The following is a 22,979-nucleotide window of genomic DNA, read 5'->3' on the forward strand; positions in this document are numbered from 1 at the left end:
TCTCCGGAACCGCTTTGCAAAAAGGTCTCGCCATGAAGCGCGTGCAGTTTTCGTCGCCAACGCTGCCTTATCTCTTCCTGCTGCCGCAGATGGCGGTGATTTTCATTTTCTTCTATTGGCCGTCCGTTCAGGCGGTGAAGTCCTCGTTCTTCCTTGAGGATCCCTTCGGCTTCGGCTCCAGCTTCGTGGGCTTCGACAATTACAAGGGCATCCTCGAAAGCGCGGAGTACCGCTCGATTGCCGGCTTTACGGCGATCTTCACGGCGCTTGTCACGTTTTTCTCGCTGTCGCTTGGCCTCCTGCTGGCGGTCAAGGCGGACGCTGTCATTCGCGGCAGCTCGGCTTACAAGACCGTGCTAATTTCGGTCTATGCGATCGCCCCGCCGGTCGCCGGCCTGATCGGCATGATGTTCTTCGACCAGCACATAGGCCCCTTCGTGCGTTTCGCCGCCTTGTTCGGCTGGGACATGAAGATCGGCCTGAACTACTTCGACACGGCCTTTGCGATGGTGGTCGTCTCCGTTTGGAAGCAGATCCCGTATAATTTCATCTTCTTTCTCTCTGGCCTTCAGGGCATTCCCGTTTCCGTTCGCGAGGCCGCGGCGCTCGACTGCCGTTCGGGCTTCCGCCGCTTCTGGACCGTCATCCTGCCGCTCCTGGCGCCGACCGCCTTCTTCCTCTTCGTCATCAACGTCACCTATTCGCTGTTCGATACCTTCGGCATCGTCGACGTGATGGTGAAGGACAAGGCCGCCAACAATCCGATCACCCTTGTCTACAAGGTCTACATGGACGGCTTCCGTGGCAACGACCTCGGCGGCTCCTCGGCCCAGTCGGTAATCCTGATGATTGTCGTCTTCGTGCTCACGGTCTTCCAGTTCCGCTTCCTTGAGCGGCGCGTTCACTACAATTGAGGGGGCGCAATGTATCGTCTCAAGATAACCGATCACATTATCCTGCTCCTGGGCGTCTTCGTCATGATGGCGCCCGTCGTCGTCGCCTTCTTCACCTCGACGCACGAGGCGGCCGAAATTCACCGCAACGGTTTGACGCTCAGGTGGGGGAACCATTTCGTCGAGACCTACAATGCGGTCCTGAACCGCGAAGGTGGTTTCACCGGACAGGTGACCGGCATGCGGATGCTGATGAACTCGCTGATCCTCGGTACCGGCTTTGCCGTCGGAAAGATCGTGCTGTCGATGCTCGCCGCCTATGCGATCGTCTATTTCCGCTTTCGACTTGGAACGCTGTTTTTCTGGATGATCTTCACGACCTTGCTGCTGCCGCTCGAGGTCCGCATCCTTCCTTCCTACGAGGTGATGCACCAACTGCACCTCATCAACACCTATACCGGCCTGATCGTGCCGCTACTCGCCTCGGCAACCGGCACCTTCTTTTTCCGGCAGTTCTTCAAATCGATCCCGGACGAGCTGCTCGAGGCGGCGCGCATCGACGGCGCCGGCCCGATCAAGTTCTTCTTCGACGTCATCGTGCCGCTCTCGAAGACGATGGTGGCAGCCATCTTCATCATCATGTTCGTCTATGGCTGGAACCAGTATCTCTGGCCAATGCTGATGACCAATGACGAGAGCTTCTACACGCTGGTGCGCGGCATCAAGCAGATCCTGCTGGTCTGGGTCGGCGCTCAGATCCCCGATTACAACGAAGCCTTTGCGATCGCGATCCTCGCGATGCTACCGCCTGTCATCATCGTCGTGGTGTTCCAGCGCTGGTTCATCAAGGGCCTCACCGAAAGCGACAAGTAAAGGAAACGCCGATGGCCGCCATCGAAATCAATCAGGTCTCCAAGATCTATACCGGGGACGTGCATGCGGTGAAATCCGTGAGCATCGACATCAAGGACGGCGAGTTCATCGTCCTCGTCGGCCCCTCCGGCTGCGGAAAATCCACTCTGCTTCGTATGGTCGCGGGACTGGAGGAGATCTCCAAGGGTGACGTGAAGATCGGCAATCGCRTCGTCAACAAGATCGATCCGGCCGAGCGCGACATTGCCATGGTCTTCCAGAACTACGCGCTTTATCCGCATATGTCGGTCTATGAAAACCTTGCCTACGGCCTGCGCAATCGCAAGACGCCGAAGGCCGAGATCGACGCCCGCGTCGCGGAAGCCGCGCGCATGCTGCAACTCGAAGCATACCTCGAGCGCAAGCCGCGCGCCTTGTCCGGCGGCCAGCGTCAGCGCGTTGCCATGGGCCGCGCGATCGTGCGCAAGCCGGCGGCCTTCCTGTTCGACGAGCCCTTGTCCAACCTCGACGCCAAGCTGCGCGTCTCGATGCGCGGCGAGATCAAGCGCCTGCAACGCCGGCTCGGCACCACCTCGATCTACGTCACCCACGACCAGCTGGAAGCCATGACGCTGGCCGATCGCCTGGTGGTTCTGAACGGCGGCGAGATCGAGCAGATCGGCGCGCCGCTCGAGGTCTACCACACCCCGGCCTCGACCTTCGTCGCGAGCTTCATCGGCTCGCCGGCCATGAACCTGCTCAAGGGCGAACTGCATGGCGACAAGCTCGCATTGGGGCCAAGCATGATCGACCTTGCGGGGCTTGCTCCTACATCGGGACCGGTCACCGTCGGCATTCGCGCCGAGGACCTCCGCCTTGCCGGTCCCCGCGAACATGCCATGACCGTTGCGGTAGACTATGTGGAAGAGCTTGGTTCCCAGCGTCTCGTGCATGGAAATCTGGGCGACCAATCATTGACGGCAGTCCTGTCCCCTGAGACAGAGCTGAAGTCGGAGTTGCGCCTGGTGGTGGCTACCGAGAAGCTGCATTTCTTCAATCAGGAAACGGGGAAGCGCATCGGCGATACCGTGTCTCCGCAGGTCGTCCAGGTGAAAACGGAAATCGCCTGACGCCTTGGGCTGGTCATTCAAATTGTACCGACCGCCTGTACGGTGCCTTTACGACTCTCTGCTATCCCGACAAGGACTGGATAGCAGCGGGGGTTGCTCATGGGTATTCATGTGATGCTGGCGAGCGTGGTCGCGATGGCCGCACGAGTGGTGCCCTTTCCGAGTCTTCCGCAACCGGCAGCAAAGACCTTCGTGGCGAAGTCCGGGGATAACTTCGTCATGCACGCGACGCCCATCAACCCGGACTGGATCATCAGCGGCGAGCCGCAGGCCCGCACCGGCGAGCATTCGCGCAGCAATGATGATGCGGCATATACGGCGATCTGGGATTGCACAGCCGGCGAATTCCGCTGGCACTTCTACTGGGACGAAACGGTGATGATCCTTGAAGGCGGCGTCCATATTGTTGCCGAGGATGGCACGGAGCGGACGCTGGAGGCCGGCGACGTTGCGTTCTTCGCGGCGGGCACCTGGGCCTGCTGGCGCGTCGACAATTATGTGCGCAAGGTCGCATTCCTGAGAAAGCCGTTTCCGAAGCCGGTCGCGCTTGTCTACCGGCTTCGCAGCCTGTTGCGCGGCGAGGCGCCGAAGAGCGGCATCGCGGCCTGAGGAATTCGCCCGCTCGTTGCCCCGGACGCCATTGATTGGCGTTGCTTTCAAGGCATCTGCAGCCTACATCTGTCCGGCATCAGCTAAGGGACGGAAATGGCCAAGATCAAGAATGTAGCGGTCCAGATGGACCATGTTGCCGGCATCAATATTGCAGGCGATTCCACCTTTGCGATGAGCCTGGAAGCCCAGACCCGTGGCTACAAGCTCTTCCATTACACGCCTGAGCGCCTGAGCTTCAGGGATGGCAATCTGTACGCCACCGTGGAGCCGATGGTGCTGCGCGACGTCAAGGGCGATCACTTCGAGCTGGGGGCGCCGGAACGCGTGGATCTGTCGACGATGGATGTGATCCTGCTGCGCCAGGACCCGCCGTTCGACATGGCCTATATCACCTCGACGCACCTGTTGGAGCGAATCCACCCGAAGACGCTCGTCGTCAACGACCCGGCGTGGGTCCGGAATTCGCCCGAGAAGATTTTCGTCACCGAATTTGCAGATCTGATGCCGAAGACGCTGATCACCAAGGACGCGGCCGAAATTCGCCGGTTCAGGGACGAGATGGGCGACATCATCCTGAAGCCGCTCTACGGCAATGGCGGCGCCGGCGTTTTCCATTCGACCAGGGACGACCGCAACCTGTCGTCGCTGCTCGAAATGTTCGGTCAGCTGTTCCGCGAGCCCTTCATCGCGCAGCAATATCTCCCGGATGTCCGCAAGGGCGACAAGCGCATCCTGCTCGTCGACGGCGAGCCGGTCGGCGCCATCAATCGCGTCCCCGCCGAGCACGACAGCCGTTCCAACATGCATGTCGGCGGCCGCGCCGAGGCGACTGACCTGACGGCCCGCGAAATCGAAATCTGCAAGCGTATCGGCCCTGCGCTCAAGGAACGCGGTTTCCTCTTTGTCGGCATCGATGTCATCGGCGACTACATGACGGAGATCAACGTCACGTCGCCGACGGGCATTCGGGAGGTCCGCAAATTTGGCGGCGCCGACATCTCAGCCCTTCTTTGGGACGCGATTGAGCGCAAGCGCGCCTAGCGCTTGGCTTCGCCGCCTCATGCGCGGTGAGGAGAGCTTTTTCGCAAAATTATAATGAGTTTGTGAGCGCCCGGATTGGCATCGATCCGGGCGTTTCCTTACTTTGTTCTGCTAGCGCAACCAACCACAACCTGACTACAGCGCAGGCTTGAATTCGTTCTTTTATTGTTCTTGTTCCATTCTGTTTTCTATGAAAGATTGCAATTGTCGACAATGATACGTCGTTAAACTGTAGTGTAGTGGGTTGCGGCACAGGGGATTGGGGCATGGTCGCACGCGTCAGCACGGTTGCATTTCAGGGCATTGAGGATGTTCCGGTCGAAGTTCAGGTCATGGTCGCGCCCGGGCGGGTCGTGACCCAGATCGTTGGGGTTCCGGACAAGGCCGTTGCCGAAAGTCGAGAGCGCGTTCACGCGGCATTGCACGCCTCCGGCCTGGCTCTGCCAGCCAAGAAGATTACCGTCAATCTGGCACCGGCCGACTTGCCGAAAGAGGGCTCCCACTTCGATCTGCCGATTGCCCTCGGCTTGATGGCCGCTCTCGGCGCGATCCCCGCGGACGCGCTCTCCGGCTACGTGGTTATCGGCGAGCTCAATCTCGACGGCACGATCGCTCCCGTTGCCGGGCTACTGCCGGCGGCCATTGGCGCCAACGCGATCGGCAAGGGCTTGATCTGTCCGGCCGAGAGCGGTGCGGAGGCAGCCTGGGCCGGTCCCGATATCGACATCCTCGCGCCGCGCAGCCTCATCGCGCTGCCAATCACTTTCATGGCACCCAGGTCCCGCCCGTCCGGAACCGGCGATCCGCGCGAATACGGCGAACCTGCCTGATCTAGCCGATATCAAAGGGCAGGAGAGTGCCAAGTGGGCGCTCGAGGTGGCTGCGGCTGGTGGCCACAATCTGCTGATGGTCGGTCCTCCCGGCTCGGGAAAATCGATGCTCGCCGCTCGGCTGCCCTCGATTTTGCCATCGCTTTCGGCTGCCGAACTGCTCGAAGTCTCGATGATCCATTCGGTGGCCGGACAATTGTCCGGCGGAAAGCTTTCGGATCGACGCCCCTTCCGGACCCCCCATCATTCGGCAACGATGGCGGCACTGGTCGGAGGTGGTCTTCGAGCGAAGCCCGGCGAGGCGTCGCTTGCCCACCATGGCGTATTGTTTCTGGATGAGTTCCCGGAGTTTTCGCCGCAGGCGCTGGATGCCCTTCGCCAACCTCTGGAAACGGGCGAGTGCATCATCGCACGCGCCAATCATCGCGTGGCTTACCCCGCCAGCATCCAGCTGGTTGTGGCCATGAATCCGTGCCGCTGCGGCATGGCCGGCGAACCCGGCCACAGCTGCGCCCGCGGCCCGCGCTGCATGACGGATTATCAGGCGCGCATATCAGGTCCGCTGATGGATCGTATCGACATCCGCATCGATGTGCTCGCCGTTTCCGCTGTCGATCTCATCCGGTCGATGCCGGTTGAAAGGAGCGCGGATGTCGCCCGCCGCGTCGGCCGTGCCCGCGATATCCAGCGTAGCCGTTTTGAGGCGGCCGGGCTTGAAGGCGTCGGCACCAACGCTCGCTGCTCAACCGCCATGATCGAGAAATACGCCGCGCCCGAACCTGCCGGCCTGCAATTGCTCCGCGATGCGGCCGAGAAAATGAGGTTTTCGGCGCGGGGCTACCATCGTGTGCTGAAGGTGGCGCGCACTCTCGCGGATCTCGACGGTAACGAGACGGTGGGCCGCATTCACCTCGCTGAGGCAATTTCCTATCGCATCGCCGGTGAGCGGCTAAGCACGGCTGCCTGAACAGAAAGGGGCGCCGAGGCGCCCCAGATGCTGCAGAAAAGGCGTTGCCTAGCTTCCAAGGCCATCGAACAGCGCGGTCGAGAGATAGCGCTCGGCAAAGGACGGAATGATCACAACTATATTTTTCCCAGCATTCTCGTCTCGTTGGCCGACCTGGATAGCAGCGGCCAGTGCTGCGCCGGAGGAGATGCCAACGGGCACGCCTTCGAGCCTGGCGACTTCGCGGGCAAGTTCCAGCGCCTCGGGGCCGCTTACCGTAACGATCTCGTCGTAGATATGGGTGTCGAGGATTGCCGGCGCGAAGCCTGCGCCGATACCCTGGATCTTGTGCGGTCCCGGCTGGCCGCCGGAAAGGACCGGAGATTCCGTCGGCTCGACGGCGACCACCTTGATGCCGGGCTTCTTCGACTTCAGCACCTGGCCGGCGCCCGTAATGGTGCCGCCTGTGCCGATGCCGGAAATAAGGATGTCGACCGTACCGTCGGTATCATTCCAGATCTCCTCGGCCGTCGTGCGGCGGTGGATTTCCGGGTTGGCCGGGTTTTCGAATTGCTGCGGGATAATCGCATCCGGGAGCGTCGCAGCCAGTTCCTCAGCCTTGGCGATCGCACCCTTCATGCCCTTCGGACCTTCCGTCAGCACGAGCTCGGCGCCAAGCAGCGCCAGCATCTTGCGGCGCTCGACGGACATGGTTTCCGGCATGGTCAGGATCAGCTTGTATCCCTTCGCCGCAGCGGCGAAAGCCAGCGCAATCCCGGTATTGCCCGATGTTGGCTCGATGAGGGTCGTCTTGCCGGGCGAAATCTTGCCCTGCGATTCCAGAGACTCGATCATCGCGACGCCGATGCGGTCCTTTACGGACGCGATGGGATTGAAGAACTCAAGCTTGGCCAGCAGGTTCGCCTTTACGCCTTTCGCCTTGGCGAGCTTGTCGAGCCGCACGATCGGTGTATCGCCAATGGTTTCGGTGATCGAGGAATAGATGCGGCCGCGGCCAGGTTTCTTCGACATTAGGCTCTCCCTGGGTGAAATGTGCGGAGAGAATAGGGTCAAAGGCGCATGGAAACCAGTCTGGCTTCACCCGCTTGAGGCCATCCTTTGAGAAAAAAACCTTTAAGAACCGAACTTTGCCGGTTGAATTTTTCACGCCGTACGGGTGGCGATAAAGGCTGCCGTACCGGCCAGAATGCCTGCCGCTGTCTTGTTCAGCGCCTGCAGCGCGCGCGGCTGCTTGAGCATGATGCGCGCCCGCGACGCCAGCAGCATATAGGGCACCAGAACCACGAGCAGGACGACGAAGGTGGTTGCCAGGAGGGTGCAGTATTCGCGAGGTCCGACGCTGTTGATATTAATCAGCGTCGGCACCAGGGCGACGTAGAAAAGCATGGTCTTGGGGTTGCCGAGCGTGACCAGCAGTCCGGACAGGAAGCTCATGCCGGCACTGCTTGCCTTCTTGGCCGCGATGTCCTGGGGCAGCAGCCCGGCGGTCCATAGCTTGTAGGCGATGTAGCAGAGATAGAGCGCACCGGCGACCTTGATGACGATGAAGACCTCGGTGAAGGTCTGTGCCACGAAGGCGAGCCCGAGGATGACGGCAGTCAGATAGGTCATGTCGCCCAGCACGAGGCCGAGGCCCATGAAAAACGTCTCGCGAAAATTCGAACCGAGCGCGCGCGCGACGATCGCCGTGATGCCCGGTCCCGGAATTGCCGCCGCGATGAACAGCGCCGCAGCGTAAGCTAAAAGGGCGGTGAATGACATGATGTGGACTCCTGCTTCAGCCGCCTTCTACGCCTGCGGCTCGCTCCATTCAAGGAGCGTCGTTCTGTCATCATGCTGCGGTCGCTTGTCGCTATTGACGCTGCCTGTCGCGGTTCTAGTTCCAAGGCGGTGATTATGGCTGGTGGAGCCTGCATCCCCCCACCGCGCCGACACCTGCCACCCGCCGCTCGCCAAAGGAGACACTGATGAGCCCCACTGCCGCCGAAAAGCGCAAACTCGCCCCGCTCGCCACCCCCACCGACCTGAAAAGCAATGCCATTCAGGATATTTCGGCCGCCCTGGCGGCGCTGCTGGCGGATGTCTTTGCGCTCTACATGAAGACCAAGAATTTCCACTGGCACATGTCGGGGCCGCATTTTCGCGACTATCACCTGATGCTCGACGAGCAGGCCGAGCAGATCTTCGCCACCACCGATGCGATCGCCGAGCGCGCCCGCAAAATCGGCGGCACGACACTGCGCTCGATCGGCCATATCGGCCGCCTGCAACGCATCAACGACAACGATGCAGACTACGTCACGCCTGAGGACATGCTGGCGGAACTGCGTGATGACAACAAGCAGCTGGTCTCGCTGTTGCGCGAGACGCACGATGTCTGCTCAGAGCATAATGATTTCGCGACGACAAGCCTGCTGGAGGTCTGGATCGACGAGGCTGAGCGCCGCACCTGGTTCCTGTTCGAAACGACCCGGCAGCAGAAGTAGCCGGTCCTTTAAACCTGAAAGGCTCTAAATCATCAGCCCGCCCGCGTACGCAACAGCTGCGCGGGCGTCCAGCCAAGGTTCATTCCGGCCGCAGCGACCAGAATGACGGCAGCGCCGACGAGCTGCAGCGGCTGCAAGGCGTGTCCGAAGGCCAAACGGTCCACCAGGATCGCCGCAATCGGATAGATGAATGACAGCGCTCCGATCAGATGGATCGGCAGCTTCTGGATCGCGCCATAAAGCAGCACATACATCAGACCGGTATGCACGACACCCAGGGTAATCAGGATCGACCATGACTGGCCATTTGTGGGCAGCTCAGAAAAATTCACCGTCGGCAGCAACATCAGCACGCCGGTCGCCACCTGGATCAGCGCGATAAGATGCGGCGGCGTTCCTTTGAGCCATTTTGCCGCGATCGCCGCGAGAGCGTAGAAAAAGGCGGCACCGAGCGCCAGCAGGATACCGAGGCCATATCCCTCATGGCCACCCGCCGCGGCCGGCTTGGCCTCGACGATGGCCGCCATGCCGGCAAAGGCCAGCGTCAGCCAAAACAGCTTTGCGGCGGTGATCTTTTCGCCGAGGAACAGGGCGCCCAGCGCAAGCAGCATGAAAGGCTGCGTGTTGTAGACGGTCGTCGCGATCGAAATCGATGCGTGGCCGTAGGATGCAAAGAGCAGCAACCAGTTGAGCACGATGGCCACGCCGCCGAGGACAGCGATGCCTGCCGATTTCAGGCTGATGACGCCCGGTCGCAGCAGCCCCATTGCCGCGCATACGACAAGCAGGCTGATCGCGCCAAAGAGGCAGCGCCAGAACACCACGCCGCTCACCGGCTGGCCCGACATCACCACGAACCAACCGATTGTCCCCGATATCAGCATTGCGGCGGTCATCTGGGTCGTGCCGGCGCGGATTTCGCTCTGCATCACATTTCTCCATCTCGATGGATGAAGACTATTGCGGCAGTGCGCTGCATTATATAGTTTGCATTAGGTTGGTTGCGGCTATTTCCTATCATTGTGAGGTATAATGTCTGTTTCGCCTAATGATAATGTGATCGACGATGTCGACCAGAAGATCCTGGAGGCGTTGGCGGAGAACGCCCGCATCTCGTTGAAGGAACTGGCCCAGGCTGCCGGGCTGTCCTCGCCCAGTGCCGCTGAACGCCTCCGCCGCCTGGAAGAGCGCGGGATCATCGCCGCCTTCACGATCGACATCGACCCGGCCGCACTTGGATATCCGCTGCAGGCGATCGTGCGCGTTCGGCCGCTGCCCGGGCAATTGCATGTCGTTCAGCGGATCATCCAGGAGACGCCTCAGTTCGTGGAATGCGACAAGGTGACGGGAGATGACTGTTTCATTGCCCGGCTCGTCGTCCGCTCGATGCCGGAACTCGACACGATCCTCGACAAGGTTGCGGAGAAGGCCGAAACAAGCACCTCGATGGTCAAGGCATCGCCGGTCAAGCGGCGTCTGCCTCCGCTTTCGCGCGAGCGGTAGCTCAGAAGTCGGCCATCGGCGAGAGCATGGCTGGTCGATCGAAGGCGATGGTGCCGGGCGCTCGGATCATCAGACGCGTGTGGCTCTCAAGAGGCTTCGCCTGTCCACTCCAGTCAAGCTTGTCCGGGCAAAACAGCACATCGACGATCTCAGCCTCGACGTCGAGTGCACCAATGATCGTCGCGAGCGACGGGATACTGCCGCCGACGACGTCGAGCAGCATGACATGTCGCGGCGCGTCCATCTTCCATGCAACTGCGACCCGTTCCCGTTCCAGCCAGCTGATCCTGACGCCAGGATCGAGCTGGGTGTTGATCAGAAACATCGCGGCGCTCTCGCAAACGGCGAGCACGTCCGAAACCGGCTGACGCGTCTTCAAGGCGGCGCTTAACATCTTCAGGTCTGCCGTTTCTCGCGGATTGAGACGCCGGGCCGACCTCTGTGCTTTCGGTACCGTCGGTGCCTTGCCGGAATAAGCGTGCAGCGGCAGCACGCGAAAGCCGTAAGGTCCATAGAGCGCCGGCTTGTCGGTGTAGAGCACGATGGCTTCGAAACCCTTCTCCTCGCACCAGGCGAGCGCCTTTTGGGTCAGGTCGCGATACAAGCCGCGCCCACGCCAAGGCGGGCGAACCGCACCGGACTGGAAGGCGGCAGCATTCAGCGGTCGACCGTTGATAACAAGCGGCATTGCAAAGGCCGAAAGATTGGCGGCAAGCAGGCCATCGCCGTCAAACCAGCCGAAGGGCATGCTGCTCGGGTCCGGCCCGCCCATTTGCTGCAACGGGCCGATATCGATAGCGAATGTGTCTTTCAGGAGATCGACCAGTGCCTGCCAGGCCTTGAGGTCGCCGAAATAGTCTCGGCGGAAGGTCAGGCCGGAATGATCGATACCCTTGGAGGTCATACGCCGGTCGAGCCGAAGCCACCAGCGCCGCGCGCCGTGGCACTCGCCTCGGAGATTTCGCAGATATGGGCCTGGATTGCCGGCGCAATCACCATCTGCGCGATGCGCATGCCCCTCGTGATCTCAAACGGCTCTTCGCCGAGATTGATCAACAGGACTTTTACCTCGCCGCGATAGTCGCTGTCGATCGTTCCCGGCGTATTGAGGCAGGTGAGGCCGTGCTTGAAGGCAAGGCCGGAGCGCGGGCGTACCTGGCCCTCGAATCCTTCCGGAATTTCGAAGACGAAGCCCGTCGGCACCAGCGCACGCTTGCCAGGCTGTAGAATGGTCGGCGCGTCGGCATCAACGGCGGCGCGCAGGTCCATGCCGGCCGCCCCCTTGCTTTCGTAAGTGGGCAGATCGAGGCCCTGGCCATTGGCGAGGCGGATGATGTTGAGCGTCGGGCGCGTATCGGTATGGATTGTCATGGGGCATTAGTTTGCGCCCGATGCGCCAAGGTCAATTGCAATGACGGGCTTTAATCGCTAGATACGCCGCAATTCCACAGGATTCACATCATGGCCGAAAGTCTCGCCGAGGCGGTCTCCCGCCGCCGCACATTCGCTATTATCGCGCACCCGGACGCGGGTAAGACCACGCTCACCGAAAAACTGCTGCTGTTCGGCGGCGCCATCCAGCTTGCCGGCGAAGTCAAGGCAAAGAAGGATCGCATGCAGACGCGCTCCGACTGGATGAAGATCGAGCGTGAGCGCGGCATTTCCGTCGTCACCTCGGTCATGACGTTCGAGTACAAGGACAATGTCTTCAACATTCTCGATACGCCCGGCCACGAAGACTTCGCCGACGACACCTATCGCACGCTGACGGCCGTCGATGCCGCGGTCATGGTGATAGACGCCGCCAAAGGTATCGAGCCGCGGACGCTGAAGCTGTTCGAAGTCTGCCGCATGCGCGACATTCCGATCATCACCTTCATCAACAAGATGGACCGCGAAAGCCGCGACCCGTTCGAGATCCTGGATGAAGTCGAGGAAAAGCTGGCGCTCGATTGCGCGCCGGTGACGTGGCCGATCGGACGGTCGAAGACCTTCTGCGGCTCCTATCACCTCGCAACGAACGAGGTGCGCGGTGCCGACACGCAGGAGATCATGACGAAGGTCACCGATCCCGAGATGGTTGCCCATCGCTTGCCGGAAAACGAGCGCGACGCGTTCGTCGAGGAGACGACGCTGGCGATCGAGGCCTGCAAACCCTTCGACAAGAAGGCCTTCCTCGAAGGCCATCTGACGCCGGTTTTCTTTGGTTCGGCGCTGCGCAATTTCGGCGTTCGCGACCTCATTGACGCGCTCGGCGAGTTTGCGCCGCCGCCGCGCGACCAGGTGGCCGATATCCGCACCGTGCAGGCGACCGACAACAAGATGACCGCCTTCGTCTTCAAGATCCAGGCCAACATGGACCCGAACCATCGCGACCGCATCGCCTTTGCCCGCATCTGCTCCGGCAAGCTCGAGCGCGGCATGAAGGCTCGCCTGTCGCGTACCGGCAAACAGCTCGGTCTCACCGCGCCGCAGTTCTTCTTCGCCTCGCAGCGGCAGCTTGCCGATACGGCCTACGCCGGCGACGTCGTCGGCATTCCTAATCACGGCACGCTGCGCATCGGCGATACGCTGACGGAAGGAGAGTCGCTGGTGTTCCAGGGCGTGCCGAACTTCTCGCCGGAAATCCTGCGCCGCGTACGTCTGGAAGACGCCATGAAGGCGAAGAAGCTCAAGGAAGCGCTACAGCAGATGGCTGAAGAAGGCGTCGTCCAGCTGTTTTCGCCGGAAGATGGTTCGCCGGCTATCGTTGGCGTTGTCGGCGCCCTGCAGCTCGATGTTCTGAAGGAGCGCCTGATGGCCGAATATGGCCTGCCGGTTTCCTTTGAAATGTCGCGCTTTTCCGTCTGCCGCTGGATTTCGGCCGATCAGCCGGCGGAGCTCGAAAAGTTCATCACCGCGCGTCGCGGCGATATCGCGCGGGATCTGGATCATGATCCGGTGTTCCTGGCGCAGGACAGCTTCTCGCTGCGTTACGAGGCCGAGCGCTATCCGGCGATCAAGATGGCCGCCCTCAAGGAATATCACGCCGTCAAGGCGGCGTGATATTGGATTGGATACAACGATCTGCCATGATGCCGTTCCGAAAGGGAGCGGTTCATGGTTTGCGAGAATGAAATCAGGGAAAATGAGGTCGCGGTTGAAGTGCCCCCGGCGACCGACGCTGGCCTAGTGTTCATCGGGCGTATCTCGACGCCCTGGACCTCGCGCATGGAGACACCGCGCCAGGGGCGGCACGACGGTCCGCTCTGCAAAATCGAGATATTCGAGCCTTGGAAACAGGCTCTCCAGGGCGTGGAAGCCTTCGAGCGGCTGGAAATACTTTATTGGCTGGATCGGGCGCGGCGCGATCTTGTTCTGCAAAGCCCCGCCAATAGCGGAAAAGTCCATGGCACGTTTTCGCTTCGCTCGCCGGTGCGGCCAAATCCGATCGGTACCTCGATCGTCAAGCTGGAAGGGGTCGAAGACGGCGTCTTGCTGGTGCGGGGGATGGATTGCCTGGACGGGACACCGCTTCTCGATCTGAAGCCCGATCGCACGCTGTTCAAGCCGATCGCGCCGCCGCAGCCTGGCGATTTCCAGACCGGCGACGACGTGGTACATTATTGCAGGAAAGCCTGACGGTCAGTCGACGGCGATCATGACATCAGAGGCCTTGATGACCGCATAGGCGTCGCCGCCTGCGGCAAGCCCGAGTTCGTCGACCGCTTCGTTGGTGATTGAGGCCGTGACGATGGAGCCGCCGCCGATATCGATCCGGACGTGCGCCGTGGTCGCACCCTTCTTCACCTCGACGATCTTTCCCTTCAAGCGATTGCGTGCACTGATCTGCATCGACGCCTCCTGTTTTGCGTGCGGAGTGTAGTGGCTGAGGTGTGCTGCTGCAATCTACTCGCCGCGCGGATAGCGCTGGCTTTCCTCTAGTACGTTCAGATCCATGTGGTTGCGCATGTAACGTTCTGACGCCTTCTGCAGTGGCTGGTAGTCCCAAGGATAGTACGCCCCATTCCGCAACGCTTCGTAGACCACCCAGCGGCGTGCCTGGCTTTCGCGCACGGCGGCATCGAAATTCTGCAGGTTCCAGCGTTTCTCGGCCAGGGCTGTGAGCTTCGCCAGGACGTCGGCATACCCGGTATCGCCGGCGAGGTTGATCAGCTCTTTCGGGTCCGCCTCCAGATCAAATAGCATCGGCGGGTCCTTGTCGCAGAGCGTCAGCTTGAAGCGGCCATCCCGCAGGCAGACGAGCGGCGCTTCCGACCCTTCCGCGGCATACTCCATGGGCACCGGGCCACGACCGCCAGTGCCTGTTGCAAGTGGCGTCAGGTCCTCGCCATCCGTCCATGGCGCCAGCTTGGCAATGTCGATGCCCGCCAGTGCCGCCAGCGTCGGGGTCACATCAAGCGTCGAGACAGGCTGCCGGATAGAGGCCGGTGTCCAGCCCAGCGCCGCGATCGTCAGAGGCACCCGCGATGAACCGTCGAAAAAGCACATCTTGAACCAGAGGCCGCGGTCGCCAAGCATGTCGCCGTGGTCGGAAACGAACAGAACGATCGTATTGTCCGCCATCCGCCCGCGCTCGAGCACGTCAAGGATCTCGCCGATCTTGTCGTCGATGTAGGAGATACCGGCGAAGTAGCCCTGTCGCGCGCGCCGGATCTGTTCCGGCGTGATGTCGAAGGCATCATAGTCACAGGCTTTCAACAGACGCTGCGAGTGCGGATCCTGCTCGTCGAACGGAATTGTGCCGACCTCCGGATCCAGCGCTGGGGAATTCTCGTAGAGGTCCCAGTACTTGCGGCGCGCGACATAGGGGTCGTGCGGATGCGTGAAGCTCACCGTCAGGCACCAGGGGCGGTCGTCGTGACGGCGCGAGAGGTCGTAGAGCTTGCGGGTCGCGTTGTAGGCGACCTCGTCATCATACTCCATCTGATTGGTGATTTCTGCAACGCCGGCGCCCGTCACCGAGCCGAGATTGTGGTACCACCAGTCGATGCGCTCGCCGGGCTTGGTGTAGTTAGGCGTCCAGCCGAAATCGGCGGGATAGATGTCGGTCGTCAGACGTTCCTCGAAGCCATGCAGCTGGTCGGGGCCGACGAAATGCATCTTTCCCGACAGGGCGGTATGATAGCCCGCCGCCCGCAGGTGGTGCGCGAAGGTCGGGATATCGGACGCAAACTCGGCGGCATTGTCATAAACGCGAGTCCGGCTCGGCAACTGCCCGGACATGAAGGATGCCCGTGCCGGGGCGCAAAGCGGACTTGCCGTATATGTGTTGGCGAAGCGCACCGAACGCTCTGCCAGGGCCTTCAGATGAGGCGCGTGAAGAAAATCAGCCGGTCCGTCTGGAAACAGCGTGCCATTGAACTGATCGACCATCAGAATGAGAATATTCGGGCGCGCCATGCGTATCGTCCTTCAGTTTGCGAGAGCGGGAACTTAGCCGCGTCTGCGGAGGTCTTCTAGTTGGCATCGGCTGCTTAGAGTTCGAGAATCCCTCATGTTTGCCATCTGTTTGATTTATTGATTATCAATATCGCATGACCTGTGAAGTAGGCATTTTTTGACGTCTCCTCTAAGGAATTTTTATGGAAAGCCGTCGTCTCGATCTTGGGTGGATGCGCATCTTCGCGGAAATTGGCAAGACTGGGAGCCTGTCGGCGGCGGCAAGTGTTCTTGGCCTGACTCAGCCGGCCGTGAGCTATCAGATCCGTCGTTTGGAGGAGCAATTCGGCGTCAGCCTGTTGAAGCGGCAGCATCGGGGAGTGGAGTTGACGCCGGAAGGCCAGCGTCTCCTCGATGTCGTGGCAAAGAGTGTCAGCGACATCGATGAACTGGCGCGGCGATTCCGCAACGAAGCAGATCGGCCGATCATCCGGCTGCGCACGGATTATGCGTTTTCCGCGCTATGGCTGATTCCGCGCATGCATGCGTTCCGCGCCCTTTACCCGAACGTCGATATTCAGATTGTCGCGACGCAGCGAGTGCAGGGCGACCGCTCTGATGACGGCGACGTTGCCGTTGTCTTTGGTACGCGCGCGGAGTTCGAGCGCCAGGCCGTTCTGCTCTTGCCGGAAAGGGTCACGCCCGTCTGTACGCAGGGCTTCCTTGATCGCCATGGCGCTATCGTCACGCCGGCTGACCTTGCCCGCGCACGCCTGATCCATCTCGATGCGCCGGAGCCTTCGCCTTGGTTCGATTGGCGGCGGTACTTCGCGCAACTCGGGGTCAGTCGCAATCCTAACGCGGGGCAGGGCGATCTGAGCTTCAACACATACTCTCTGGTCGTGCAGGCCGCTATCGGTGAGCAGGGCGTTGCCATCGGATGGATGGGCCTCGTCGATCCGCTGCTCGCGTCGGGAATGCTGAGAACCGCAGGCCCGACGCTGGAGGCGCCGGACCGGGGTTACTGGCTGTTGCCGCCGCGAACCCGCGACGCTCAAAGCGATCTGCTCACGGCATGGCTTATGGCAGAGGCGGGAATCGTCTGAACTCGCGCTCAGGCAGCCAGGTCATTGAGGAAGTCGTCGCACCAGCGCGACACGTCGTGCTCAAGCAGATAGTCCATCATCCGCTGCCAGCGCTCGCGGCGCTCTTCCATCGGCATGTTCAGGGCGCGCGCCAGCGCGTTGGCCGTTCCTTCGATATCATAGGGATTGACCAGCAGCGCGCCGCTCTTCAATTCGCGCGCCGCGCCTGCAAAGCGGGAGAGCACCAGAACGCCGGGATCTTCCGGGTCCTGCGCTGCGACATATTCCTTTGCCACGAGGTTCATGCCGTCGCGAAGCGGCGTGACCAGTCCGACTTTGGCGAGCCGATAGAGACCGGCGAGGATTGGGCGGCTGACGGAGCGGTTGATATAGCGGACCGGCACCCAGTCCACGGTTCCCAAGGCACCGTTGACGCGGCCTGCCTGCTCCGCGACGGTGCGTTGCATCTGTTCGTATTCCGGCACCTCCGACCGCGATTTCGGGGTGATCTGGAGATAGGTGACCTTGCGCTGGTGGGCCGGATTGTTGACGACGAAGCGCTCGAAGGCATCCAGCCGCTGCGTGATGCCCTTGGAGTAATCCAGCCGATCGACGCCGATGATCAGGTCGCGGTCCTTGATGCTCTGCCGCGCCCTCTGCACTATGTGATGGCTGCCGGCCCTCTTGGCGAACTCGGCAAAGGCGGCCGTCTCGATGCTGATGCCGTAGGCTCCGCCCTTGAAGACCTTACCATTCGCCGTGAAGCGGCCGTCGCCGATGGCATCGCCCATATCCTCGCGGCGAAGGCAACCGGCGAAGTTCTCCAGATCGTGGTCCGTCTGGAAGCCGACAAGATCGTAGGCCGCAAGTCCGTGCATGATCTCCTCGTGAACCGGCATGGTGTAGAGCACATCGGCGGGCGGCCAGGGAATGTGCAGGAAAAAGCCGATGCGGTTCTTGAAGCCCATCTGCCGCAATTCCGCGGCCAGCGGAATCAGATGGTAGTCATGTACCCAGATGATGTCGTCAGGCTTTAGCAACGGCGCCAGCCGATGCGCGAAGAAGCGATTGACGCGGAAATATCCCGCCATCTCCTTGCGGCCGTATTCCGCAAGGTCCAGCCGATAGTGACAGATCGGCCAAAGCACGCGATTGGCGAAGCCGAAGTAGTATTCCTCGACGTCCTTGCCGGTGAGATCGGTCAGTGCATAGGTGATCTTGCCTTCCTCCGTCAGGGAGAGCGGGCCGGGCTCGTTGTTTTCGCTCGACTTGCCGGACCAACCCATCCAGATACCGCCGCGTTCTTCTAGCGCCGCCTTCAGCGCCACCGCCAGTCCGCCGGCCGAGGCTGCGCCCTCCTTCACGGGAGCTGGCACGCGATTGGAAACGATGACGAGACGGGACACGAAAATTCCTTTCCTGGGAGGGCAGCACGTGGTGCTTGGGATCAAACGGCGAGCTGCGCGATCAGTTCCCGCACCGCCGACGCCGAAGGCAGCGTCAAGGCGGCGGTGGTGTCGGAGGGCGAGCCGACCCGAACGGAGAGGCCGCCCTGGCGATTGGCGACACGGAACATCGCCTCATCCGTGACGTCGTCACCGATGGTGATCGGACGCCTGCCGGCAAATGGCGGCATCGAAAGAAACGCCTCTATGGCCTGACCTTTGTCGGCGCTGGCCGGTCGGATTTCGAGAACCATCTTGCCGCGCTGCAAGGTCCAGTCGGGCCCTACCTTGGACAGCATCGCCTCCATGATCGGCTCCACCTCTGCCTGCCTCTGCGGCGCAAGGCGATAGTGAGCGGCAACGGCGGCGCCTTTGTCTTCCACGATGACGCCGTCCAGGCTTTCAGCCGCCCCGCGAAGATCCGCTTTCATCGCTTCGAATGCGCCAGTGGTCTCGGCTTTCGCGACGCTGCCATCAGGTCGACGGAGTTCGGCGCCGTGTAAGCCGGCGATCGGAAAACGAAATGGCGCAAACAGCGCGTCGGCATAGGCAAGCGCTCGCCCTGTTACCAAGGCAAGCGCACCGCCAAGCCTTCGCGAGACCGCGTCAAGCGCCGCCGGCAAAGACGGCGGCACGACAATCGCGTCCGGCATCTCGGCCAGGTCAAGCACCGTCCCATCGATATCGAGAAAAAGAGCGCAGTCTTGAGGGGAGGACGAAAGGGCGCTCAGCAATTCCGTCTGCCCCGAGGCCGGTTGCGGCATCGTGGCAGGAAATGGCTTACTGGGGTATGACATGGTGACTTACCTATGTCGGCATCGGCCGAAGGCAACCCATTTTGGCGTAAAACGCGAGAAAATCTCAGGTTTTCGCGTTGGATACCAGTTCATTCAGCCGGCATTGCAGCGGAACGTCCGGCGAAGAAGGCCCTGGCACCGGCGGTGAAGGCAGCGCGCTGGTCGGCCCGCGTATAGAACATGTGGCCGCCACGATAAACCTTCAGCGCCACGCGCTCGCCGGCAAGCGACGCCGGCAGGTGGTCGACAACATAGCGGCTCACCCCATAGGGCGTCACGAGATCGCTATAGCCATGGGCGATCAGCAGGCGGAATTTCGGATTGGAGGCGAGAAGCTGGCGGATATCGTCGGTAACGCTCGCCTGCCGCATGGAACCGCCGCCACGCCCGCCCCATTCCCACTTGCGATTGATATCGCTGTCGAGCAGCGAATAGGTCATCTCGGTCTTGAATCCGAGTTCACTGCGCGCATAGTCGGCGAAGGCCCCGCCATAGGCACGGGTGAAGCCGTCGAGGATGGCGTCGTCGCCGCGATCGGAGTCTGATTCCGGATAAGGATCGGGCGTCGAGAACGCCGCGTCGTAAGGGCTGACAACGCGCCCGTCCTGCCCTTCTGATTGCTTGGCGTAAGCATTTCCGAGGAAGCCACGGTTCTTCTCAACGACATCTGAGGGGATCCCGGTCATGCCGGCAATTTTCTCGTAAAAGGCCTTAGCGGCTTCGCCTGTTGGCGTCGGGCCGGCGAGTGTCGTGAGATAGTCGCCAAGCGCAAATTTCTCCGCATCGCGCTGTTGCCCTTCATCGAAAGCGCTGCGTCTGTCCATGTGCGCTGCTGCAAGCGAGGGGAATTCGAGTGCCGCGCCGAGCGCAAACTGATCAGCATTGAACATCAGTTGCCCCTCGAGCAGCGGCGAAAGCATGATCGCGCCCGAGACGATAATGCCCTGGCTGTCCTTCAGGGCGCCGGCCACCTTGGCGGCGCGAAAGCCGCCATAGCTCTCGCCGAGAAGATACTTGGGCGAACCGGATCGATTGTTGTGAGTGACATAAAGAGCGATCGCCTTCGCGATGCTCTCTGCGTCGGAATTGACGTTGTAGTATTTGGAGGCGTCGTCGGCCTTGGCGGTCCGGCTCCAGCCAGTTCCGATCGGATCGATGAAAACAAGATCAGTAAAGTCGAGCCAGGTGTGCGGGTTGTCGACCAACTTCGCGTCGGCCCCATCGTCGCCTTTCGGGCCGAAGTCCAGGATACGCGGCCCCATCAGGCCGAGATGCAGGAATGCCGACGCCGCACCGGGGCCGCCATTGAAGGCAAAGGTCAGCGGGCGGTCGGGGGCGCCTTTCTTGGCGACATAGGCCGTGTAGAATATAGCGCCTGTTTTGGTGCCGTCTTGCGCGAAGAGATCAAGCGTTCCGGCCGTGGCCACATAGTCGAGCGTCCGGTCGCCGATCTTCAGTGCGTGTTGGGTGACCGAGTCCTCCGGCAGCAGCTTCAGTACGCCGTCGCTCGATGAGGCCCGTGTGGCAGGTTCGCCTCGACCCTCCTGCGACATGGCGGGTGCGAGTGGCGCCAGCAAGGCTGTTGCAAGCAGGATGGCGGATAGGAAACGCAAAACTTGTCCTCCGACGGAAGCGGTATTGGAGGCGTAACCTAAACATCGCCGTCTGGCGGGAGAAATCAACAGATGGTGAGGGGGGCGTTAGTCCATTTTTTCGATCGTCTGCGCATTCACATATTCCGCGCGGCCGGCGTTCCAGCCGTTGATCGCAGCCCCGGCGCCAAGCGCGACGAAAAGCACGGCCGACCACGCAAAGCTGCCGGTCCAGCCGCGGATGAGCCCGACGACCAGCGGGCCAATCGCCGCAAGCAGGTAGCCCACGCATTGCGCCATGCCGGAAAGATGGGCCGCCACATGCGGATCGCGGGAGCGCAGCACGATTGTCGTCATGGCGACGGCGATCAGGCCGCCCTGGCCGATGCCCTGCAGCACGGCCCAGACCCAGATCGTCGAGAGCGGCGCAAACAGTAGGCCGAGCAAGGCGACGACGGCGACGGCACAGAGCGACGCGTTGATCAGTCGCTGATCCTTGCCCCTCACGGCGATCTGCGGAGCTACAAGGCAAGCCGCGGCCTGAACCATCACCGATACCGAAACGATCGCTCCCGCGGTGACACCGTCAACGCCGCGCTCGCGCAGGATGGGAACGAGCCAGCCGAATACGCAATAAGCCAGAGCAGACTGCAGGCCCATGAAGAGCGTGACCTGCCATGCCAGCCGGTCTCGCCAGAGTCCTTGGACGGAAAAGCCGCTGCGCTTGACCTGGCTCTTGGTGGACAGCACTTGCGGCAACCAGATGATCCCGACGATCAGCGCGGGCAGCCCCCAGGCGGCCAGTGCGCTGGAGAGCGAGTCGCCGAGAACGTGCTCGAGCGGCAACGTGAAGCCCGCAGCACTTGCCGCGCCCGCGCAGAGCGCCATCGTGTAGAAGCCGGTCATCAGCGCGGCGCGATCGGCAAAGTCACGCTTGACCAAGCCAGGCAGCAGCACGTTGCCGACAGCAATGGAAGCGCCGGCGAGCGCGGTGCCGATAAACAGTAGCGGAACGGATGAAAGGCCCCGGAGCGCTGTCCCGAGGGCCAGCAGGATGAGTACCCCCAGAAGCGTACGCTCTGCTCCGATTCGTTGGGCAAGCCGCGGCGCCACTGGCGAAAAAGCACCGAGGCAGACGACGGGCAGGGTGGTCAGCAAGCTGGCGCCGAGCGACGAGAGGCCGAGTTCCGTCTTGATTTCGGGCAGCAGCGCGGAGGCGCTGGAGAAGACCGGCCGCAGATTGAAGGCGATCAGGACGAGACTAACCCCGAGAAGGAAGCGTGCCGCTGCACTGCTGCCCACTGGGGGTTGTGGTTGGGGAACGCTATCGGCTTCGGCATCGATAAGTTGCTCGTCCGCGAGGTCGTAGACCTCCGCGGAGTCCTGAAGGGGGGTGGTCATGAATGGAGCATCCGGTCGAGAGCGCTGATGATGGGAGCCATGAAGCGGCGAACGGCCGCGTCGGCCTGTTGCGGATCGCCGGTGGCGATCGCGTCGATGATGTCGGCATGCGCCTGCAGATCAGGCTCGGGAATCTCATTGTCCAAAGTCGCCGCGATCGTTTCGGCGATCGAGGCGGAGAAGAACTGATAGATCTCAACCATCGCGCGGTTGCCGGAAGCCGCAATGACGGCTTGGTGGAAGGCAAGGTCGCGTTCGACGAAGCCGCTTTTGTCGCCGCCTTCGAAATTGCCCCGCTTGGCGAGAAGCGCCCTCAATTCCGCAATGGTTTGCGGAGTTTGTCGTACCGCGGCCAGCCGCGCCGCCTCGACATCGAGTGCACACCGGGCCTCGAAGAGATCACGCAGACCGGCACGACGCGCCATGGTGAGCGGCAGCCTCGTATCGGTGGTAGACAGCACGTAGGTTCCGGAGCCCTGCCTGGTTTCGAGAAGGCCCTGCGACACCAGCACGCGGACGGCTTCCCGTATGGTGCCGCGGCTGACGGAGAGCATGGACGACAGCGTTGCCTCGTTGGGCAGTTTTTCCCCAACGGCCCAACGCTTACCCAATATCTCGGCGCGGATTGCCTCGATGGCCGTGTCGGCAAGCTTCGTTTTTGCGAGTGGTTGCATCGTCGGTATTCGTAAAGTCATTTGATGACTTTACGAATACGCCAAGATCGTGGGCGTCGTCAATCCTGTGATGGAAAATGAAAAGGGCCGCTCGAGGCGACCCTTTCCATGAGTTCTGGCCTGTAAATGGCCGGACCGTCAAAGCGATCCTAGGAAGGTGGGGCTTAGAGCGAGGGCTGCCTCGCTTTCATCACCACTTCCATGCCTTTTACGAGGTCTGAAATCTCATTAGACATTGGATCACCTTCCTTTCGTTCTGTTGTCGATGGAAAGAAGGTAGGATGATTCG

22 protein-coding genes and 1 pseudogene are annotated in these 22,979 nt (G+C 61.4%); 11 read left to right on the forward strand and 12 right to left on the reverse strand.

The genetic code is table 11. The annotated features are described in order from the left end of the window. The first annotated feature begins 32 nt into the window (after window positions 1-32). From AC1DPR_RS04465 to AC1DPR_RS04490, 6 genes and pseudogenes are all read left to right on the forward strand, one after another. Window positions 33-914, forward strand: coding sequence for an ABC transporter permease subunit (locus AC1DPR_RS04465; protein WP_018855179.1), 882 nt, complete (start codon window positions 33-35; stop codon window positions 912-914). Window positions 915-923: 9 nt separating this feature from the next. Next, a complete protein-coding gene (gene ugpE, locus AC1DPR_RS04470) occupies window positions 924-1,766 on the forward strand; it encodes a sn-glycerol-3-phosphate ABC transporter permease UgpE (RefSeq protein ID WP_113470534.1) in 843 nt (280 codons plus the stop codon). An 11-nt stretch (window positions 1,767-1,777) separates the two neighbouring features. Further along, window positions 1,778-2,875 (forward strand): ABC transporter ATP-binding protein, encoded by a 1,098-nt coding sequence (locus tag AC1DPR_RS04475; protein WP_477815802.1) that lies wholly within the window; start codon window positions 1,778-1,780, stop codon window positions 2,873-2,875. 99 nt (window positions 2,876-2,974) lie between these two features. Then, the gene (locus tag AC1DPR_RS04480; RefSeq protein WP_018116824.1) at window positions 2,975-3,484 is read left to right on the forward strand and encodes a cupin domain-containing protein; all 510 of its coding nucleotides are present in this window, start codon (window positions 2,975-2,977) and stop codon (window positions 3,482-3,484) included. A gap of 96 nt (window positions 3,485-3,580) precedes the next feature. Then, window positions 3,581-4,528 (forward strand): glutathione synthase, encoded by a 948-nt coding sequence (gene gshB, locus AC1DPR_RS04485; protein ID WP_018855176.1) that lies wholly within the window; start codon window positions 3,581-3,583, stop codon window positions 4,526-4,528. Window positions 4,529-4,794: 266 nt separating this feature from the next. Further along, a pseudogene (locus tag AC1DPR_RS04490) lies at window positions 4,795-6,325 on the forward strand (YifB family Mg chelatase-like AAA ATPase). Between the two features lie 48 nt (window positions 6,326-6,373). Here AC1DPR_RS04490 and cysK read toward each other — a convergent pair. Both cysK and AC1DPR_RS04500 read right to left on the reverse strand, forming a co-directional pair. After that, window positions 6,374-7,336, reverse strand: a complete 963-nt coding sequence (gene cysK, locus AC1DPR_RS04495; RefSeq protein WP_113470535.1) for a cysteine synthase A — start codon at window positions 7,334-7,336, stop codon at window positions 6,374-6,376. A 132-nt stretch (window positions 7,337-7,468) separates the two neighbouring features. Then, window positions 7,469-8,086 carry a LysE family translocator gene (locus tag AC1DPR_RS04500; RefSeq protein ID WP_018116817.1) on the reverse strand — a complete coding sequence of 206 codons (618 nt, stop codon included), beginning with the start codon at window positions 8,084-8,086 and terminating at the stop codon, window positions 7,469-7,471. 206 nt (window positions 8,087-8,292) lie between these two features. Here AC1DPR_RS04500 and AC1DPR_RS04505 point away from each other — a divergent pair, with 206 nt between their 5' ends. Continuing rightward, on the forward strand, window positions 8,293-8,811 hold the full coding sequence (locus tag AC1DPR_RS04505; protein WP_018855168.1) for a Dps family protein: 519 nt from the start codon (window positions 8,293-8,295) through the stop codon (window positions 8,809-8,811). A 32-nt stretch (window positions 8,812-8,843) separates the two neighbouring features. Here the strand turns inward: AC1DPR_RS04505 and AC1DPR_RS04510 are convergent, their stop codons facing one another. Beyond that, window positions 8,844-9,740 (reverse strand): DMT family transporter, encoded by an 897-nt coding sequence (locus tag AC1DPR_RS04510; protein WP_018855167.1) that lies wholly within the window; start codon window positions 9,738-9,740, stop codon window positions 8,844-8,846. Window positions 9,741-9,843: 103 nt separating this feature from the next. On the opposite strand from AC1DPR_RS04510, the gene AC1DPR_RS04515 reads away from it, so the two are divergent. Next, window positions 9,844-10,314, forward strand: coding sequence for an Lrp/AsnC family transcriptional regulator (locus tag AC1DPR_RS04515; protein ID WP_025658657.1), 471 nt, complete (start codon window positions 9,844-9,846; stop codon window positions 10,312-10,314). Between the two features lies 1 nt (window position 10,315). Here AC1DPR_RS04515 and AC1DPR_RS04520 read toward each other — a convergent pair whose 3' ends face one another. Together AC1DPR_RS04520 and dut are read right to left on the reverse strand one after the other, a co-directional pair. After that, complete coding sequence (locus tag AC1DPR_RS04520; RefSeq protein ID WP_477815803.1) at window positions 10,316-11,218, reverse strand: GNAT family N-acetyltransferase; 903 nt, start codon at window positions 11,216-11,218, stop codon at window positions 10,316-10,318. Then, on the reverse strand, window positions 11,215-11,685 hold the full coding sequence (dut, locus tag AC1DPR_RS04525; RefSeq protein ID WP_018855164.1) for a dUTP diphosphatase: 471 nt from the start codon (window positions 11,683-11,685) through the stop codon (window positions 11,215-11,217). Before dut ends, AC1DPR_RS04520 begins: the two co-directional genes overlap by 4 nt. Window positions 11,686-11,775: 90 nt before the next feature. On the opposite strand from dut, the gene AC1DPR_RS04530 reads away from it, so the two are divergent. Together AC1DPR_RS04530 and tsaA are read left to right on the forward strand one after the other, a co-directional pair. Then, window positions 11,776-13,359 carry a peptide chain release factor 3 gene (locus AC1DPR_RS04530; RefSeq protein ID WP_018116811.1) on the forward strand — a complete coding sequence of 528 codons (1,584 nt, stop codon included), beginning with the start codon at window positions 11,776-11,778 and terminating at the stop codon, window positions 13,357-13,359. Window positions 13,360-13,413: 54 nt separating this feature from the next. Beyond that, window positions 13,414-13,935 (forward strand): tRNA (N6-threonylcarbamoyladenosine(37)-N6)-methyltransferase TrmO, encoded by a 522-nt coding sequence (gene tsaA, locus AC1DPR_RS04535; protein WP_113470537.1) that lies wholly within the window; start codon window positions 13,414-13,416, stop codon window positions 13,933-13,935. 3 nt (window positions 13,936-13,938) lie between these two features. On the opposite strand, the gene AC1DPR_RS04540 is transcribed toward tsaA, so the two are convergent. Continuing rightward, complete coding sequence (locus tag AC1DPR_RS04540) at window positions 13,939-14,148, reverse strand: TOBE domain-containing protein (RefSeq protein ID WP_018855162.1); 210 nt, start codon at window positions 14,146-14,148, stop codon at window positions 13,939-13,941. Between the two features lie 54 nt (window positions 14,149-14,202). Then, window positions 14,203-15,717, reverse strand: a complete 1,515-nt coding sequence (betC, locus tag AC1DPR_RS04545; protein ID WP_113470538.1) for a choline-sulfatase — start codon at window positions 15,715-15,717, stop codon at window positions 14,203-14,205. A gap of 182 nt (window positions 15,718-15,899) precedes the next feature. On the opposite strand from betC, the gene AC1DPR_RS04550 reads away from it, so the two are divergent. Beyond that, a complete protein-coding gene (locus tag AC1DPR_RS04550; RefSeq protein WP_113470539.1) occupies window positions 15,900-16,802 on the forward strand; it encodes a choline sulfate utilization transcriptional regulator in 903 nt (300 codons plus the stop codon). An 8-nt stretch (window positions 16,803-16,810) separates the two neighbouring features. Here AC1DPR_RS04550 and otsA read toward each other — a convergent pair whose 3' ends face one another. The 5 genes from otsA to AC1DPR_RS04575 all read right to left on the reverse strand — a co-directional run bounded on the left by otsA (window position 16,811) and on the right by AC1DPR_RS04575 (window position 22,690). Continuing rightward, on the reverse strand, window positions 16,811-18,187 hold the full coding sequence (otsA, locus tag AC1DPR_RS04555) for an alpha,alpha-trehalose-phosphate synthase (UDP-forming) (protein WP_477815804.1): 1,377 nt from the start codon (window positions 18,185-18,187) through the stop codon (window positions 16,811-16,813). A gap of 41 nt (window positions 18,188-18,228) precedes the next feature. Beyond that, window positions 18,229-19,023 (reverse strand): trehalose-phosphatase, encoded by a 795-nt coding sequence (gene otsB, locus AC1DPR_RS04560; RefSeq protein WP_113470540.1) that lies wholly within the window; start codon window positions 19,021-19,023, stop codon window positions 18,229-18,231. A gap of 89 nt (window positions 19,024-19,112) precedes the next feature. Beyond that, entirely contained in the window at window positions 19,113-20,576 is a 1,464-nt protein-coding gene (locus AC1DPR_RS04565; protein WP_192304089.1) for a S10 family peptidase, read from the reverse strand. Between the two features lie 147 nt (window positions 20,577-20,723). Next, the gene (locus tag AC1DPR_RS04570) at window positions 20,724-22,016 is read right to left on the reverse strand and encodes a CynX/NimT family MFS transporter (protein WP_113470542.1); all 1,293 of its coding nucleotides are present in this window, start codon (window positions 22,014-22,016) and stop codon (window positions 20,724-20,726) included. Next, entirely contained in the window at window positions 22,013-22,690 is a 678-nt protein-coding gene (locus AC1DPR_RS04575) for a FadR/GntR family transcriptional regulator (RefSeq protein WP_018116802.1), read from the reverse strand. The genes AC1DPR_RS04570 and AC1DPR_RS04575 overlap by 4 nt, the downstream gene beginning before the upstream one ends. Window positions 22,691-22,979: the final 289 nt, after the last annotated feature.

The sequence above is a fragment of the Rhizobium sp. 01T417 genome, from assembly GCF_056398905.1.